The following is a 14934-nucleotide window of genomic DNA, read 5'->3' on the forward strand; positions in this document are numbered from 1 at the left end:
CCGTGAGCAAGCCCTATCCGAACGCCGCCAAGACCGGTTTCGACTGGGTCAAGTCGTCGTACTCCAGCGGTGACCAGAGCTGCCTGGAAGTGGCGCAGGTCCCGGGCGTGGTGCCCGTACGCGACAGCAAGAACCCGCAGGGGCCTGCCCTCGCGCTGGCGCCCTCCGCCTGGAGCGCGTTCATCGACTACGCGAAGACCCACGTGTAAGAAACCGGTCGATCACACCTCGTCGAGGCTCGTCGCCGCGACCCAATCACATCCCCCGCGGGCCCGCCGCTCCGTCTACGGAGCGGCGGGCCCGCTCGTACGTACCGCGAGGAACGGCAACGGGCCCACAGCAGGCCGCACCGCGCCCACGCCAGGCCCTGACCCTTCCGCCGTGCCCTTCGTAGGGTGCGGGTCTGCAAGGGGTTGCTCTGCTTGCCCCACGCATGCCGCAGCCGCGCATTCAAGAGAAGTCGCAGGTCAGAAACGCTTGCATGGCTAACCACAGCAGCCAATATCGTCCGTGCCGTTCCGCTTCCCGGTGTACGGCCCTCGTTCCGTACGCCCAGAAAGGCAGACCGACGAAACGGTCCCAGGACCCCCGGACGTCCGCCGAGCAGCGTGAGCCGTTCCTCGAACTACGCGTCGGCGGAGTACACCTAACCATCCGCCACTTCCCCACCGGCTGTTCACACTCGCCGCCGCTGTCGCCGGCGGCGGCGCCACCTGGCTCCTGCGGTGACCAGCTTGGGCGCGGAAGTGCCAGGCCGTCAGGCAATAGCCGCTGCGAGCCTTTCGCTCGGCTCGACCGTTGCCACCACGGCGATCCCCAAGCCCGTAGGCGGGGCCAGAACTCGTTCCCAGAACCAGTCTCATCCCGCTCTCGCATAGCCAGATCGCTCGCATACCTACTCGCCCGGACCATGCGCGATGCCAGGACAAGGCCCACCCGCCCCGCTGGAAGACGGGCAGAGCACGGATGCCCATGGCACGCCCCACTAGCTAGTCACACCGGCGAGCCACCCTCGAAGTTCACAGAGCACGGGAACCCAGGAGAATCCCGGCGAATGCTCCAGCCATGAGGAACGGGCCGAACGGGATCGCTGACTTGCGGCCGGCACGACGCGCGAGGATGAGGCCGACGCCGTACACCGCGCCGAACAGGTATCCGGCGAACGTGCCGATGAGTAGGATTCCCCAGCCGTACCAGCCCAGGACAGCCCCGAGCGCAGGGCCTAGCTTCACGTCGCCGAAGCCGAAGCCCTTGGGGTTGATCAGGAACAGCAGCAGGTAGCAGGCCCCGAGCGCGAGGGAACCGAGCAGCGCGGTCTTCCAGCTGCCGCCGGCACCGGGCAGCAGCGCGGCACCACCGAGCAGGATGAGAGCCGACGCCGCGAGCGGCAGCGTGACCACGTCGGGCAGCCGGTGCACCGCGAAGTCGACGACGGCGAGCAGCACCCCGACCGGGACGAGCAGCAGCCACACCAGCAACTCGGGGCGGGCACCGGTGGCGGCCGCCAGGACAGCGCAGACCGTAGCGGTGACCGTGGCGAGGACGGGCGTGCTGGGGCCGTACGAGGCGCAGTCGGCGCAGCGGGCCCGTCCCAACCATCCGTTCCCGGCGCCGGTGAAGGCGTGTCCGGCGGGACACGCAGCCCGCCACGGCTCATCGGGGGGCACGGAAAGCCGGTACACAGCGCGCGGTATGAGCAGGCCGGTGCCGGCACCCCACAAGACCGCCGCCGCGATGATCCAGAACGTCTCCACCGGACGGAGCTTAAGCTCAGCTCCATCCGGTGACACGGATGGCCCGTACCGTAAGGAGCACGTGCATGCTGTTGAGGCCTGGAACGACCTGTGTTGAGGCGATCACGCTGTTGGAACGCCTGACCGACCAGGGGCTCAACGATGTCCAGAACGCAGTACCCCACCACTTCGTCGGCTCCACCAGGGCCGGCCTGCCCGAGAACTGGGAGTTGGACGTCAACCGGGTGGTGGGCGAGTACGACCGGTGGACGCTTCAGGCCGCGACCGATCTGCTGGACGCGTTTGCCGACCGGTCGGTGACGGCACGCCTGCGGGGCGAGCGCTACAACGCGATCGTGCACGGCCAGTTCACCCACCCGGGCCGGTGGACGCTCCTGATCAACACCGAACTGCAGGAACTGCGGACGCACTTCATGGAGCTGGCCAATGAACTGCGCCGGATGCAGGACCGGTTCACGCGCCATCGCGTGCGGACGGTGGTGCTGGACACCAACGACCTGCTGCACTACATGCGCTTCGACAAGATCCCCTGGCAGCGGCTCTTCGGTCGCGGCACGTCCGTGATGATCCCGCATGTCGTCCTCGACGAGATCGACAAGAAGTCGTACGAGACCTATGACACCGGTGTCCGCAAGCGGGCGCGCGGCGTCTTCGCGCTCCTGGAGCGCACTCTGGCCCAGATCGAGGCCGTCGGCCACGCGGTGGTGCACGAGGACACCGTCGTTGACGTGCTCTTGGACGAGCCCGGGCATGTGCGGCTGCCGAACAACGACGATGAGATCGTCGCGCGCGCCTGCTATCTGCAGCAGGCCATTGTGCCGGCCCCGGTCACGGTGGTCACTGGTGACAATGGGATGCGGGCTCGCGCGCTGTCCTGGGGGCTGAAGGCCAAGGTTCTGGACGAGAAGTACAAGATCGAGCGGCTGAGTGCGGCGGAGAAGGCCTCCAACGAGCAGGCCATCACGTTCGAGGTGCCCGCCGACGGAGACGGATAGACGGGGTTCTGGCCGGGGTCTCAGCCGGTGGACCAGGTGCGCAGCTGCGCGGCGACCTCTTGGACCCTGGCGCCCTTGTGCTTGGCGCGCATGACGAGCGCGAGGGCTTCCTCCGGCTCGTAGTCCAGCGTGACGCCGTTGGTGTTGAGGAACGTCTCGGCAACCAGCCAGGCGAAGAACTCGTTCTTCGCCTCCAGCGGCTCGTGCAGCGCGATGCTCTCCAGCATGGCCGCGGCCTTGAGCCAGTCGCTCGCGTACACGTCGCGGCCCATGTAGTGGGCCTGGACTCGGGCGCAGGCGCCGTCGAGCACGCCCAGGTCGAGACAGGCCGGGTCGCCCGGGAGGGTCTGCGCGATCTGCAGGAGCTCTTGCGGGGTGAGGAACCGGGTCACGCGGCGTGACCGTGCCGCTGGGACTCGTGCAGGTCGCGGCTGCCCATGGGCGCGGGGTCAGGCCACGCGGCCGTGCCGGTGTCGGCGGCGTGGGTGTCCTGGGTGGCGAAGACCTCGGCGAGCTGCGGGACGCGGTCGCGGGTCTTGCCGAGGGCCTTGAGGAACGGGTCTTCGGCAGCCTTGAGCGCCGCTTCGCGGACGAAGTCCTGGGGGGACTTGCCGACGATGTCGGCGGCTGCCGCGACGCGCGCGTACTCCTCCGGGTCGAAGGGTGGAACCGGGGATCCGTTCTGGTCCATACGAGCGACGGTACCAGCGGCCTCGCTCCCTGCCGACAGCGTTCGGGCAAGAAGAGAGGGGCAGCGGCCGGTCGACGGCGGGTGCCCCTTCAAGTCTTCAGCGAACGTGCCAGTTGATGTCGGCTCGGTCGGGGTGCGTGATGGTCACGTGCTGGTGCGGGCGGCCTCGGAGTAGGTGTCGAAGAAGCGGTCTCCCGTGAGCTTGTGGTGGGCGAGTTGCGCGGCGACGGCCTGTTCGTCGCCCCATCGGCCCAGATCACTGGCGAGCGCGAGGGCGTACTGGACGACCGCGTGCTTCAGGAGCTCGTACTTTGCCGGGGTCACCACGCGCATCCCCGGTTGCGGGGTGGCCTTGGCGTCGCAGATGCGGCTGGGGTGCACCATGACGGGCAGGGCTTTGACCTCGGGGTTGTTCTTGTTGAGCCAGCGGATGCTGCCGCCGAGCTGGTCCGCGTCCTTCTTGGCGATTGTGTCGGTGACGCACCCGGTCTTCAGCTCGATCACGGCCTGCCGTGCGACCGAGAGGGCCCAGAGGTTGTCCGGGCCCCGGCCGGGTGCTCACGAACCCGAGGTGCCGGCCCAGGCGCTCCCAGGCCCGTTCGGCGTCGTCGGCGCGGTCCTCATCGCCCCACACCACTTCTTCCAGCAGTGCCTTCACCCCGAGGACGAGGTTGACGCCGTCGCCGTACTCGGCGGCCAGGAACTGAGCGGCCTCGCGGGCCTGTACGGCCGCCGCCTTGATCTGGGTCGGCTCCACGCCGCCCGCGGGCTTCAGGACGAACTGGTTCTCGTCCAGCGCGCGGGTCAGCACCTGCTGTGCCGCGACGGGATCCGTCATGTGCAGGTAGGCGGCCTTCTGTTCTTGCAGCCAGCCCCGCAGGGCCTGGTCGTCGAGGTCGTTCGTGGTCCGCTGGAGGCGGTCGGCGGCCGCGGTGGTCCGTCCGGTTGCTGCCAGGTCGAACGCTTCGCGCAGAGCGACGGCCTCCGGGCGTACGGTCCCGTGCGGGGCGTATCGCACCTCGGCCAGCGCCCGGCGGCTGCGCTCGGTCCACTGGGGACTCCGCCCGAGGCAGGCCCGCAGGGCTTGGCGCACGGAGTTCAGGCCCTCGCCCTTGATCTGCCGTGCGATGTCGCTGCTGAGCTTGAGCTGGGCCTGGGTGGCGGGCGAGAACAGGCTCAGGTGACGCGGTTCGTGGATGGCGACGCCGAGGTTGGCCCCGAGCAGCAGCACGGCGCAGTAGTCCTCGCTGTCGCGTACACCGCGGCCCATGCCCTGCTCGATCCGCTGCACCTCCCGGGCCAGGCGGACGGAGCTGTCGGCCAGCGCGACCGCCTCGCGCCGTTCCACCGCGTCCAGGAGGCGCGGGATCCCGTCGAGGATCAGCAGGCGGCAGACGTCCGCGGGCAGGTCGACGCCGTCGTACTTGTTGACCAGGACCACCATGCCGACATGGCCGGCCTGCAGTTCCTTGACGCCGACGGCGAGGTCGCCGACGCGGTAGGTGCGGTCGGCGTGGTTCTCCCAGGCCTTCGCGGCCTTCTCGCTGGGCACCAGGACCACGACGTTGACCGGCTTGTCCTCGGCGATGCCGTCGCCGTCCCGGTCTCCGTTGGCGAACTGGCGGGCCAGCAGCCGTACGGCCTCGGGGTCGAGCTGCGGGTTGAGCGCGACCGGCGCCAGGATCCTGGCTGTGGAACACCAGCGCCCCTGCACGCCCCAAGCGACACAGCCGCCCTCTCACCACCAGCACCAGCGACCTCGTCTCAATGGCTTTCAGCTCCGACGGGCGCACCCTCATCGCCGGCAATTACGACGACCCCGATTCCTTCTGGGACATCACAGTTCCCACACACCCCAAACCAATCACACGCCCTCTCACCAGCCCTGCCCGCTTCCTCGCAGGCAGCAACACTTCCTTCGCCGCGATAGCCAGCAGCCCCGACGGCCACACCCTCGCCACCGCCGGCGACGACGAGGACGCCCGGTTGTGGAACCTCGCCGACACCCCTCAGCCGACCCTTCTCGGGAACCCCCTCAAGGGGCACACCGAACCCGTGACGGCGGTGACTTTCAGCGCTGACGGGCACACCCTCGCCACTGGCAGCGACGACGGCACTGCCCTGCTATGGGAGTTGAACGCCGACCGGGCCATCCAGCGCATCTGCACCGCCACCAAGCACACGTTCTCGAGAAAACAGTGGCGGCAGTACGTGGGAACTATCTCCTATCAATCCCCCTGTCCCTGAAGCAGGGACCCGCACTTCGGTCTTTGCTGGATTGTGCACTGTGACACGCCTCCCAACCGCCGCTACGGCAGTGGCGGCTCCCCCCGGTCCTACGGGGCCGGTGCCACCTCCAGCACCGTGTCGTCGCAGCCTTCGGCACGGCGGGTCAGCGTCTGGCGCTCCGCCGGGTCCGCGGCCAGGTTCCAGCGCAACTTCGTCGCAACCCAGTCCGCGAGGTACCTACACCCCACGGACTCAGCAGGCGGCATCCATTCGGCGGGTCCTTGTCGCCTTTGGACCTGTTGCTCTTCGCGGTGACCGCCACCAGTGAGCGGTCCGCGCCGAGGTCGTTGGCGTACGCTGCGCGCCGCTCGGCCGTCCCACTCGTCATCGCCGGAGTCCCACGCTTCGGGTCTCGGCCAGAAGGCGGACCGTCCGGGCGGAGTCGTCGCCGACGGCCTGGGCGATACGGTCGGCGGCCGCCGCCTTGGCCGCCGGGTCCTTCAGCCAGCGTTCGCCGCCGTCCAGGTGCCGGCGGTCGACGGGACGCAGTGCGGACTCCCTACGGCAATTCCCTGAAGAGCGTCAGGGGTTGCCGAGGTAACAGGCGGATACCCATCCCCTTTTAGAGATTCGATAGTTAAACGTGTCGTACCAAACGGGAGTACGCACGTTGGCGGTACATTGCACACTGGGTCCGCCACTTGTAGCCCCGTACAGACGCACGCAGTCTCCATTCTGTGCCGTGGCGACCCACTGTCCGCCGGGCGTCCTACGCATGTTGACGTTGGATCCTTTGATTACGATGTTGCATTGCCGGGCTACTGTGGTTTCTGTTTGTGCTGGCGGAGCCGCCTGGGCGGATGCCGCTGCGGTGCCGAGTACCAGTGCACACCCGAGTGCAGCTGCGACAAAGGGACGCGGGGACACAATTCCTCCTTGAAGTTGGCTGGGCCTTGACCCGGAATCTTGGACACGGGTTATGCGGCCTGGGCCGGCGTAGTTGATGTTGTGTCGAGTGCTGTCTCGTAGGCGATGGGACTGCGTTGTCCGAGGCGGGAGTAACGGCGTCGTGTGTTGTAGCGGTTGAGCCAGCGGAACGCGTCGAGGCGGGCCTCGCGTTCACTTGACCATCTCTTGCGGCCCCAGCAGGTCGGGTGACCTGCGACGCTAAACGCCAAGCTGAGTTCCGTCACTGATGGCCCGCATTCCTCTCGGGGTGCGGGCCATCAGCATGCAAGCCGATAAAGCCTCGCCAGTGAGCTGCGACTACAGCGGTGTCACCTCGTGCCGTCTTCCGGGCGCTCTACACAAGAGCTATGACCTGTGTGCTCAGGCCTTTAGCCGAGGGCTCGATCGGGACACCGACATTGGTCTGTCCCGATCACATGTTGCTGGCGGCTCGGCGGCCGGGTGCACACCGGCCAGCGAAGTCGCCCATCGAGGGCACGACGAGTCGTGTCAGTACCACCCCGGGGTGCATTTGGCGCCCGAGATGTTTGGCACGGATATGCACGCACGCATCAAGGTGCCGGCATTGGTCCACGCGCCCGTGAAGGCAGAGGTCCCGGAGGTGACGCGGGTAATGGAGAGCTGACTCCACGTACGACCTCCGTTCGAGGACCTGTCGACCCAGACGAGGTCACCAACACGTGCGTTGGAAATACGCCCCCACGTACAGTCTGGCTCGTCAATCGACGGATCACTGTAGATCTCCGGAGCATGACGCAGTTCGATGACACGGCCGTAGGCATCGTAGTTGTTGATGCGTGCCGTCCTGGGGCCCGGCAAACTGACCGGCGAGCCTCCTTCACATCCCCACCTCGCAGCCGATGCGCTGGCTGTTGTGGTGCCGAAAGCTAACGTGCTGCCGACGATGGCAGCAGCAAGCGCAGCGCAGGCACAGCGGCGTCTACGGAGCAACTTGTCTCTCATGATGCGCTTCTCCCAACTCGTCTAATCACTGGCGGCGTTACAAGCCACCCTCGCGACGTACTCGCCGACCTCGGTATTCCAGAGACGGATCTGGCAGATCTGGACAGCCCCCAGAACATCTGATGCACCGATGTTGCAGGCGTCGGCCCTTGCTGCCGTTGTGCGATAGCCGCTGGTGTTGAGGACGTACAAGCAATCACCGGCCGAAGTTGGTCCTGCCGCGTCAGCCGTGTCCCGAGGGCTGGCCGAAGCCGTACCAGCACCGGCGATCACTCCACCGAGGACCATTGCGCCAGCCGTGGCGACGGCGGCCAGCTTGCTGCGAATCATTCACGCCCCCTCACTGCGGTCGGTTGACCCATGCCGTGACCTAGTTGGACCGTCCGCCCTAGATGTAGCGGCTTTGCATTGTTCGCGTTCGGACCAAACTGCCGAACAAAACAACTCTCGAAAAATCCGGTAACCCGACACTGCGAGTGAGCAGGCCCGTGACCGGCTGAAACCTTCTGTCCTGTCTGACCCTGCCCCGCTCCCGCTCCCCGCCGACGAAGTTCGTCGTGCGACCCCACGCCAGCGGGACGCGGCGCTGTCCACCGACGTCTGGAGGAGATCACACGTGCTCATCCCCCACCCGCGCCGCCGGATCGGCCGGTGTCGGTGGCCTCTGAAAAGTGGACCAGTAGTGGGCTTTGAGAGTTGACCCCCTTCAGAGGTCTGGGCTCGTTGAGTCAGGCCGGGAGGAAGGGTGATTGACGTGGAGGACTGGGCGGAGATTCGCCGGTCGAGCAGATGCCGATCCGTGCGATCGCGAGGCATCTGGGCATCTCGAGGAACACGGTTCGGCGGGCCCTGACGAGTGACGCGGCGCCCAAGTACCAGCGGGCGCCGAGGGGTTCGATCGTGAACGCGGTCGAGCCGGAGATCAGGGATCTGCTGAAGCGGTTCCCGGAGATGCCGGCGACGGTGATCACGGAACGGCTCGGCTGGACAGGTCGTACTCGGTGCTCAAGCGGCGGGTCCGTGACCTGCCGCCGGACTACCGGGCCGCGGATCCGGTCTCGCGGACCGGCTATGAGCCGGGTGAACTCGCGCAGTGTGATCTGTGGTTCCCGCCCGCTGAGATCCCGCTCGGGTTCGGGCAGAGTGCGAGCCCGCCGGTGCTGGTGATGGTGGCCGGCTATTCGCGGTGGATCACGGCGAGGATGCTGCCCACGAAGACGGCGGCCGACCTGATCTCCGGGCACTGGCGGCTGCTGACCGGACTCGGGGCCATCCCGAAGGCTCTGGTCTGGGACAATGAGGCCGCGGTCGGCTCCTGGCGGGGCGGACGGCCTCAACTCACCGAGGACTTCGCCGCGTTCGCTGGGCTGCTGGGCATCCGCATCATCAGTGCCGACCCGGTGACCCGGAGGCCAAGGGTCTGGTCGAGCGGGCCAACGGCTATCTCGAGACCAGCTTCCTGCCCGGCCGCATCTTCGCATCGCCGACCGACTTCAACATCCAGCTCGCCGACTGGCTCATCCGGGCCAACCGGCGCATCCACACCACCGTTCTGGCATCGGTTCGTGCTCCGGGAGCGCGAGAATTCGGAGGCCGTTCTCTCGTGAGGGAGAGAACGGCCTTTCGCGTGCTAGAGGAAGCAGGCCGAAACCCATCCCCGCTTGAGAATCCGGTAGTTGAACACATCGTGCCAAACGTTTTCGACCTGACCGCCTGGACAGGTCACCGCAGGCCCTGATGTGGCCCCGTACCAGTAGACGCAGTCTCCGTTCTGGGCCGTACCGACCCACCGTCCACCCGGTGTCGCGCGCATGTTGACGTTGGTTCCTTTGATGATGCTGATCGGGCCGCCCGGAGTGCATGCCTGGGCGGCCGTGTCCCTTGTCTCCGTCGGCGAAGCCGCTTCGGCGGATGTCGCTGTGGCGCCGAATATCAGCGCGCACCCGAGTGCAGTCGCGGCGAAGTGACGTACGGACACGATTCCTCCTTGAATCTCACGGTTCAGTCCTTGGCCAGGCAGGAAACGCAGGCAGCTTTGAAACTGTAGGCGTTGAATCCGATGTCGCGACTCTCGGTGCGCGCCCGCACCGCGTGGGACCTTCCGGTGCAGTTGCTGTTCGCGTAGAAGTACCCTTCCTGGCGGTGATAGTGGGCATACGAACGGACGGAGCCGACGTTGGTGGTCAGATAACACGTGCCGGTGACGAGATCACCGGTGTACGAGATTCCGTTTCCGCCGAAGTTGGCACCGGACCACCAGCAGTACGTTCCCTGGCTGCACGGTGCTGCGGTCGGCGCCGCTGACGACGGGGACGCGCCCAGCATCAGCAGAGCGGCCGCGGCGCCGGCGGTGAAAACCTTGGCGAGGTTCGTGGAGACCGTGGGCAAAGCCATTTCGTTCCTCTCTCCGGGATCCCGTGTGACGGTTGGTGAGATGCTCGTACGGTGCTCGGCTCAAGAACTAGCAGCTCAGGATTGTTTGCCTTCGGGGCGTCGGTGTCGAACAAACAACTTGCGAAAAATGCGCTAGGCAGCCTGGCCCTGACCTGAGAGGGGAGCACGCGCACCGCGCTGCGCAACGGCCACCGCGACAAGACGCTCAGCACCCAGGCCGGCGACCCGGACCTGGCGATCCCCAAGCTGCGGTCGGGGAGCTTCTTTCCCGCGCTGCTGGAGCGGCGCCGCCGCATCGACCGGGCCCTGTATGCGGTCGTCATGGAGGCCTACGTCCACGGCGTGTCTCAAGCGTGTGGCGGCAGTGGCAGGCGGCCGGCCACCGCCCGGAGCCCTGCCGGAGCCGGTCGCCACGGCGGACGACCGTGTCCCGGCCGGGGCGCTCGTCCTGCTGGGCGACAACACCGACAACAGTTACGACTCCCGCCAGGCCGGCTACTTCGCAACAACCCACGTCCTCGGCACGGTCCTCAGGCCACGCCCCCCCGGCCGTTCGGAACGACGAGGGACGGCCGCGTTCCGGGAGGCCGGTGAACGGCCCGATCAGGACCTCTGTTTGCCCAGACAAGCCCCTTGTCGTGTGACGTCTCACGAGATTTTTGACGTCGTGTCATCAGGAGATCTTTGACGTCTCGCCGTTGCTGCTGCGGGGTGCGTATGCCTTGAAGCGGGTGACTGGTTGGTTGTCGTTGCGGGGGTGGAGGCTGAGCTCTTCACCGTCGAGGAGAACCCGGAAGTGCGTGTCCTCGACCAGGATCCGAACGGTCTTCCCGGCGTGGGTGCGGCCGATGCGGAGCCGCTGCCGGGTGACCATGACGACGCCATCGCGGGGGACACGGCGCGTGACGCTGATCGGCCCGGAAGCCGGTGCGGGCAGCGGGTCGGTTGCCACGCGCGCGCCGCGGAGGTGGGCCCGTCGCTCGGGAGGAATCGGTGACGGGAGGGTCTTGGCAAGCACACCGTCGGCGACAACATGGACCAAGTGCCCGTCCAGACGGAGTGTCACTTGCTGCTGGGCCAGCGGTGTCCCCACGTTGGGGGCGGTGCCGTCCAGCTGGCAGAAGCCCGTAGCGTCGACCGCGCGGGTCACCTCGACGACGGCGCCGGCGGAGAGTCGGCTGGAGCGGGCCATGACGGCGGCGACCGGGGGCTGGCCGGCCGGGCGAGCACCGCGCAGCCGGAGCTCCTCCAAGTCGCCGCTGGTCAAGTTGGACGCAGCGGTGCGGACGTGCTCGCCGCCGATCAGGATGTGGACGCTGTGCTCATCGGCCCACACGTGTGCCAGGCGCCCGGCGTGCTCGGCAGCCAGCCGAAGCCGCTGGACGCGAGGAAGGACATTGAGCACCCCGCTGTCGGCGACCACGGTGTCGAACTCCACGGCATTCGAGCTGGACAGCAGCACAGGCCCGTCGTCCGCCGCCGTCGCCGGAGACTTTGCCCGCGTGGGCATGGCCACTGAGGCCGGGGCAGCCTGGGGAACTGCCGGCCCGGCGACCGACGGCAGTGGATCTCCGGGCTGGGGCCGGGTGGGGCGGAACAGGCTGGCGGGGGTGGCCATGTCGAGGGCCTGGTGGGGCCGCTTGTAGTTGTAGGCGTATACCCAGGCGTCGATAGCGGCCTGGGCCGCGGGAAGGTCGGCGAACGGCCCTGAGTGGTCGAGGAGTTCGCGCCGCAAGGTCTGATGAAACCTCTCGATCTTTCCGGTCGTCGTGGGTGATCGCGGCTTGGTCAGACGGGCGGTGATGCCGTTCTCGCGGCAGATGCGTTCGAAGAGAACCTCGGCCGGCCGGGGCTTGGTGAACCGCCCGGTGAACTGCTTGCCGTTGTCGGTGAGCACCTCGGAGGGGATGCCGTACCGGCGCATCGCTGCGGCGAATGCCTCGCAGACAGCCCTGCCGGAGGGGACCGCGAGCACGGCGGCCACGACCAGGAAGCGGGAATGATCGTCGATCCCGGTGAGCATCTTGCATTCCCGGCCATCGGCAAGGAAGACCCCGCCGACCAGGTCCAGCTGCCACAGGTGCATCGGTGCCTCGCGCTGCCACCGCTTGTACTTGCGCACGTGACGCTGTTCCTGCGGAACGACCAGGCTGTTGCGGGTGAGGACCCGGTGAACGGTGGCCCTAGGGCGTGTGTCGAAAGTGGATCTTGATCGTGGGATGATCTTGGTTCATGGTGCGTGGAGATTTGACGGACGAGCAGTGGGCGGTGCTGGAGCCCCTGTTGCCGAGGGGCAAGAAGCTCGGCCGACCGCCGATATGGATCAGGAGGCGGCTGGTTGACGGCATACGCTTCCGGGTCCGTACCGGCATCCCTTGGCGGGACATGCCGCAGGAGTACGGACCCTGGGGCCGGGTGTACGACCTGTTCCGTCGGTGGCAGCGCAACGGCACCTGGCAGCGGATCTTCACAGCCCTGCAGGTCCGGGCCGATGCCAAGGACCTGATCACCTGGGAGATCAACGTTGACTCCACCATCGTCCGTGCCCACCAGCATGCCGCCGGGGCACGAAAAAGGGGGACCTGCAGAAGGAGCCGCCCGGCGGCGTCTCCACCGAGCCGGGCGACCACGGCCTTGGGCGCTCGCGCGGCGGCCTGACCACCAAGCTGCACCTGGCCGTCGAGCAGGGCCAGAAGCCCATGTCCGTCGTGATCACCGCCGGGCAGCGCGGCGACTCCCCGCAGTTCGAGGTCGTCCTGGGTCGCATCAGGGTGCCCCGACTGGGGTCGGGCAGGCCACGCACCCGGCCCACGCGGGTGCGCGCCGACAAGGCCTACGCCTCCCGTAAGAACCGCGCCTACCTGCGCAGACGCGGGATCCACTGCACCATCCCGGACAAGGCCGATCACATCCGCAACCGCAAGAAACTCGGCTCCTGCGGCGGCCGTCCGCCGAAGTTCGACCGGGAGGCCTACAAAGCTCGGCACGCGGTTGAGTGCGGCATCAATCGACTCAAAAGGCACCGAGCTGTGGGGACAAGGTACGACAAGCTCGCGGTCCGCTACGAGGCGACCGTCCTCGTAGCGGCGATCAACGAGTGGCTGTGAACAGGGATAGAGGCGTCCCTGGCTCAGGCCCGCGCGCCGCCGTCGACCCGGAGGACCGTGCCGGTCACGTAGGAGGAGCGGTCGCTCAGCAGCCAGGCAGCGGCCTGCGCGATCTCCTGCGGGTCGGCCGCGCGGCCCAGCGGGGTGTGCGCCGTGAGCCGCTCTCGGAGACCGGGTGATCCCTTTTCCCAGGTGCTTATCATCTCGGTCGCCGTGTTGCCAGGGGCGATGGCGTTGACGCGGATGCCTCCCGGGCCGTACGTGACGGCAGCCGACTCGGTGAGGCTGTTGACCGCCCGTTTCATCGCGCCGTAAACGGGCAGCTCGGGGTTGCCCATCAGGCTGCCGACAGATGAGTTGTTGACAATGGCGCCGGTCCCGGCGGTGGTTCGGATGGCGGCGATCTCGGCGACCATGGCCAGCCAGACGCCCTTGAGGTTCACGGCGTAGATGTGGTCGAAGTCGGCCTCCGGCATCTGGTCCATCGAACCGGGCTGCTGGATCGTCGCGCCGTTGTTGAAGGCGATGTCGAGCCGACCGTGCAGGTTCACGGCGCGGTCCACGGCGGCGCGCACGCTGTTCGCATCGGCCAGGTCGCACACCACGTACTCCGCGGTGCCGCCCACCGCCCGAATCTCCTCGACCACCGTCTTCAGCTCGGCCTCCGTCCGGGCCGCGAGAAGCACTCGGGCGCCCTCACGGGCGAACAGCCGAGCCGCAGCAGCACCGATGCCGCGTCCGGCACCGGTGATGAAGGCGACCTTGTTGGCCAGCAGGCCCAGCGCAGCCGGGGCGCTGGATGTTCCGGTGATAGGTGTGTTGTCCATGGCAGCGAGCCTGCCCCCGTCCGCGACGCCGAGCCAGACACCAGCAGTACCTGGCTGTGCCGACCGAAGTCTGTACACACTGGGGATGTGGATCGACGAGAACTGGCGCACTTCCTGCGCAGCCGACGCGAACGGATCACTCCTGCCGAGGTTGGGCTGCCCGCCGGCCCGCGCCGCCGCACCCCGGGGCTGCGCCGCGAGGAGGCGGCGCAGCTGGCGTTCATCTCGACCGAGTACTACACGCGGCTGGAGCAAGCCAGGGCTCCGCACCCGTCACACGAGGTGCTGGCCGGACTGGCTCGGGCTTTGCGCCTATCGGACGCCGAGCGTGACCATCTCCACCACCTCGCCGGTGCACCGCCGCTCCCGTCGGCCGGCCCCTCGCGACGGGTACGGCAGAGCATCCTCGACTTGCTGCACCGACTGCCGCAGGCCGCAGCAACCGTGACGTCCGCGACCTTCGAGGTACTCGCCTGGAACGATCTGGCGGCAGCTCTGATGGAGGACTTCTCCGCCCTGCCGCGACGCGACCGCAATCTTGTGCGCCGTGTCTTTCTTGGCCCGCACACGCAGGGGCAGCGGCTGTACGGAGTGTCGGACGCGGACGCCTTCGCCCGCATCTCGACGCAGCGGCTGCGCGCCGCCGCCGCCCGCTACCCCGACGATCCAGAGGTCGACGAGCTGGTAGCCGAACTCCTCGACGGAAGCGAAGAGTTCACCCGCCTGTGGCAATCCCACGACGTGTCCGCCGAGCTCACCCTGTGCAAGACCTTCCAGCACCCGCTGGTCGGCCCCGTCACCGTCAACTGCGACGTCCTCGACATCACCGACCGCGACCAGCAGGTCGTGATCTACACCGCGGTCCCAGGCTCGCCCTCCGAAGAGGCGCTACGGCTGCTGTCGGTCATCGGCACACAGCGCATGGACGTCACGCGCTGAGCCACACCGGCCGTACTTCAACGTCCCCTGATGTGGACCGACACCGGTCAGCATCGCCCGCGCGCT

The 14934-nt window shown here is 67.7% G+C and carries 14 protein-coding genes and 4 pseudogenes; 8 read left to right on the top strand and 10 right to left on the bottom strand.

Annotated features, from left to right (window positions below; all coding sequences use genetic code 11):
- Positions 1–2: 2 nt before the first annotated feature.
- Entirely contained in the window at positions 3–209 is a 207-nt protein-coding gene (locus ACQEVY_RS00415; RefSeq protein ID WP_432943581.1) for a DUF397 domain-containing protein, read from the top strand.
- A gap of 810 nt (positions 210–1019) precedes the next feature.
- Here ACQEVY_RS00415 and ACQEVY_RS00420 read toward each other — a convergent pair.
- Entirely contained in the window at positions 1020–1754 is a 735-nt protein-coding gene (locus ACQEVY_RS00420; RefSeq protein ID WP_432943583.1) for a prepilin peptidase, read from the bottom strand.
- Positions 1755–1819: 65 nt separating this feature from the next.
- Between ACQEVY_RS00420 and ACQEVY_RS00425 the strand changes: the two genes are divergently transcribed.
- On the top strand, positions 1820–2749 hold the full coding sequence (locus ACQEVY_RS00425; RefSeq protein ID WP_432943585.1) for a PIN domain-containing protein: 930 nt from the start codon (positions 1820–1822) through the stop codon (positions 2747–2749).
- Between the two features lie 20 nt (positions 2750–2769).
- On the opposite strand, the gene ACQEVY_RS00430 is transcribed toward ACQEVY_RS00425, so the two are convergent.
- The 4 genes from ACQEVY_RS00430 to ACQEVY_RS00445 all read right to left on the bottom strand — a co-directional run bounded on the left by ACQEVY_RS00430 (position 2770) and on the right by ACQEVY_RS00445 (position 5154).
- Positions 2770–3141, bottom strand: coding sequence for a type II toxin-antitoxin system death-on-curing family toxin (locus tag ACQEVY_RS00430; RefSeq protein WP_432943587.1), 372 nt, complete (start codon positions 3139–3141; stop codon positions 2770–2772).
- On the bottom strand, positions 3138–3440 hold the full coding sequence (locus ACQEVY_RS00435) for a hypothetical protein (protein WP_432943589.1): 303 nt from the start codon (positions 3438–3440) through the stop codon (positions 3138–3140). The genes ACQEVY_RS00430 and ACQEVY_RS00435 overlap by 4 nt, the downstream gene beginning before the upstream one ends.
- A 144-nt stretch (positions 3441–3584) precedes the next feature.
- Positions 3585–3764 (bottom strand): hypothetical protein, encoded by a 180-nt coding sequence (locus tag ACQEVY_RS00440; RefSeq protein WP_432943591.1) that lies wholly within the window; start codon positions 3762–3764, stop codon positions 3585–3587.
- Entirely contained in the window at positions 3697–5154 is a 1458-nt protein-coding gene (locus ACQEVY_RS00445) for a helicase C-terminal domain-containing protein (protein WP_432943593.1), read from the bottom strand. The genes ACQEVY_RS00440 and ACQEVY_RS00445 overlap by 68 nt, the downstream gene beginning before the upstream one ends.
- Positions 5155–5207: 53 nt before the next feature.
- On the opposite strand from ACQEVY_RS00445, the gene ACQEVY_RS00450 reads away from it, so the two are divergent.
- Positions 5208–5687, top strand: coding sequence for a WD40 repeat domain-containing protein (locus tag ACQEVY_RS00450; RefSeq protein ID WP_432943595.1), 480 nt, complete (start codon positions 5208–5210; stop codon positions 5685–5687).
- An 89-nt stretch (positions 5688–5776) separates the two neighbouring features.
- On the opposite strand, the pseudogene ACQEVY_RS00455 reads toward ACQEVY_RS00450, so the two are convergent.
- A pseudogene (locus ACQEVY_RS00455) lies at positions 5777–6085 on the bottom strand (GmrSD restriction endonuclease domain-containing protein); the annotation flags it as partial.
- A gap of 1537 nt (positions 6086–7622) precedes the next feature.
- Complete coding sequence (locus tag ACQEVY_RS00460) at positions 7623–7931, bottom strand: hypothetical protein (RefSeq protein ID WP_432943597.1); 309 nt, start codon at positions 7929–7931, stop codon at positions 7623–7625.
- A gap of 415 nt (positions 7932–8346) precedes the next feature.
- On the opposite strand from ACQEVY_RS00460, the pseudogene istA reads away from it, so the two are divergent.
- Positions 8347–9138: pseudogene (gene istA, locus ACQEVY_RS00465) on the top strand (IS21 family transposase); the annotation flags it as partial.
- Positions 9139–9602: 464 nt separating this feature from the next.
- Here istA and ACQEVY_RS00470 read toward each other — a convergent pair.
- The gene (locus ACQEVY_RS00470; RefSeq protein WP_432943599.1) at positions 9603–9995 is read right to left on the bottom strand and encodes a peptidase inhibitor family I36 protein; all 393 of its coding nucleotides are present in this window, start codon (positions 9993–9995) and stop codon (positions 9603–9605) included.
- 168 nt (positions 9996–10163) lie between these two features.
- Between ACQEVY_RS00470 and ACQEVY_RS00475 the strand changes: the two are divergent.
- Together ACQEVY_RS00475 and ACQEVY_RS00480 are read left to right on the top strand one after the other, a co-directional pair.
- A pseudogene (locus ACQEVY_RS00475) lies at positions 10164–10343 on the top strand (transposase); the annotation flags it as partial.
- Positions 10306–10683 (top strand): S26 family signal peptidase, encoded by a 378-nt coding sequence (locus tag ACQEVY_RS00480; RefSeq protein ID WP_432943601.1) that lies wholly within the window; start codon positions 10306–10308, stop codon positions 10681–10683. The pseudogene ACQEVY_RS00475 and the gene ACQEVY_RS00480, both read left to right, overlap by 38 nt.
- 896 nt (positions 10684–11579) lie before the next feature.
- On the opposite strand, the pseudogene ACQEVY_RS00485 reads toward ACQEVY_RS00480, so the two are convergent.
- Positions 11580–12180, bottom strand: a pseudogene (locus ACQEVY_RS00485) (integrase core domain-containing protein); the annotation flags it as partial.
- Positions 12181–12227: 47 nt separating this feature from the next.
- Here ACQEVY_RS00485 and ACQEVY_RS00490 point away from each other — a divergent pair.
- Positions 12228–13102, top strand: a protein-coding gene (locus ACQEVY_RS00490; protein WP_432943603.1) for an IS5 family transposase whose coding sequence is annotated in 2 segments (ribosomal slippage) — positions 12228–12618 and positions 12618–13102 — 876 coding nt in all. Because the reading frame shifts where the segments join, the coding sequence is not laid out codon by codon here.
- A 23-nt stretch (positions 13103–13125) separates the two neighbouring features.
- Here the strand turns inward: ACQEVY_RS00490 and ACQEVY_RS00495 are convergent.
- On the bottom strand, positions 13126–13929 hold the full coding sequence (locus ACQEVY_RS00495; protein ID WP_432943605.1) for an SDR family NAD(P)-dependent oxidoreductase: 804 nt from the start codon (positions 13927–13929) through the stop codon (positions 13126–13128).
- An 87-nt stretch (positions 13930–14016) separates the two neighbouring features.
- On the opposite strand from ACQEVY_RS00495, the gene ACQEVY_RS00500 reads away from it, so the two are divergent.
- Complete coding sequence (locus ACQEVY_RS00500; RefSeq protein WP_432943607.1) at positions 14017–14868, top strand: helix-turn-helix transcriptional regulator; 852 nt, start codon at positions 14017–14019, stop codon at positions 14866–14868.
- The last annotated feature ends 66 nt before the right edge of the window (positions 14869–14934 follow it).

The organism is Streptomyces sp. CA-288835, from assembly GCF_050936385.1.
Taxonomy (GTDB): domain Bacteria; phylum Actinomycetota; class Actinomycetes; order Streptomycetales; family Streptomycetaceae; genus Streptomyces.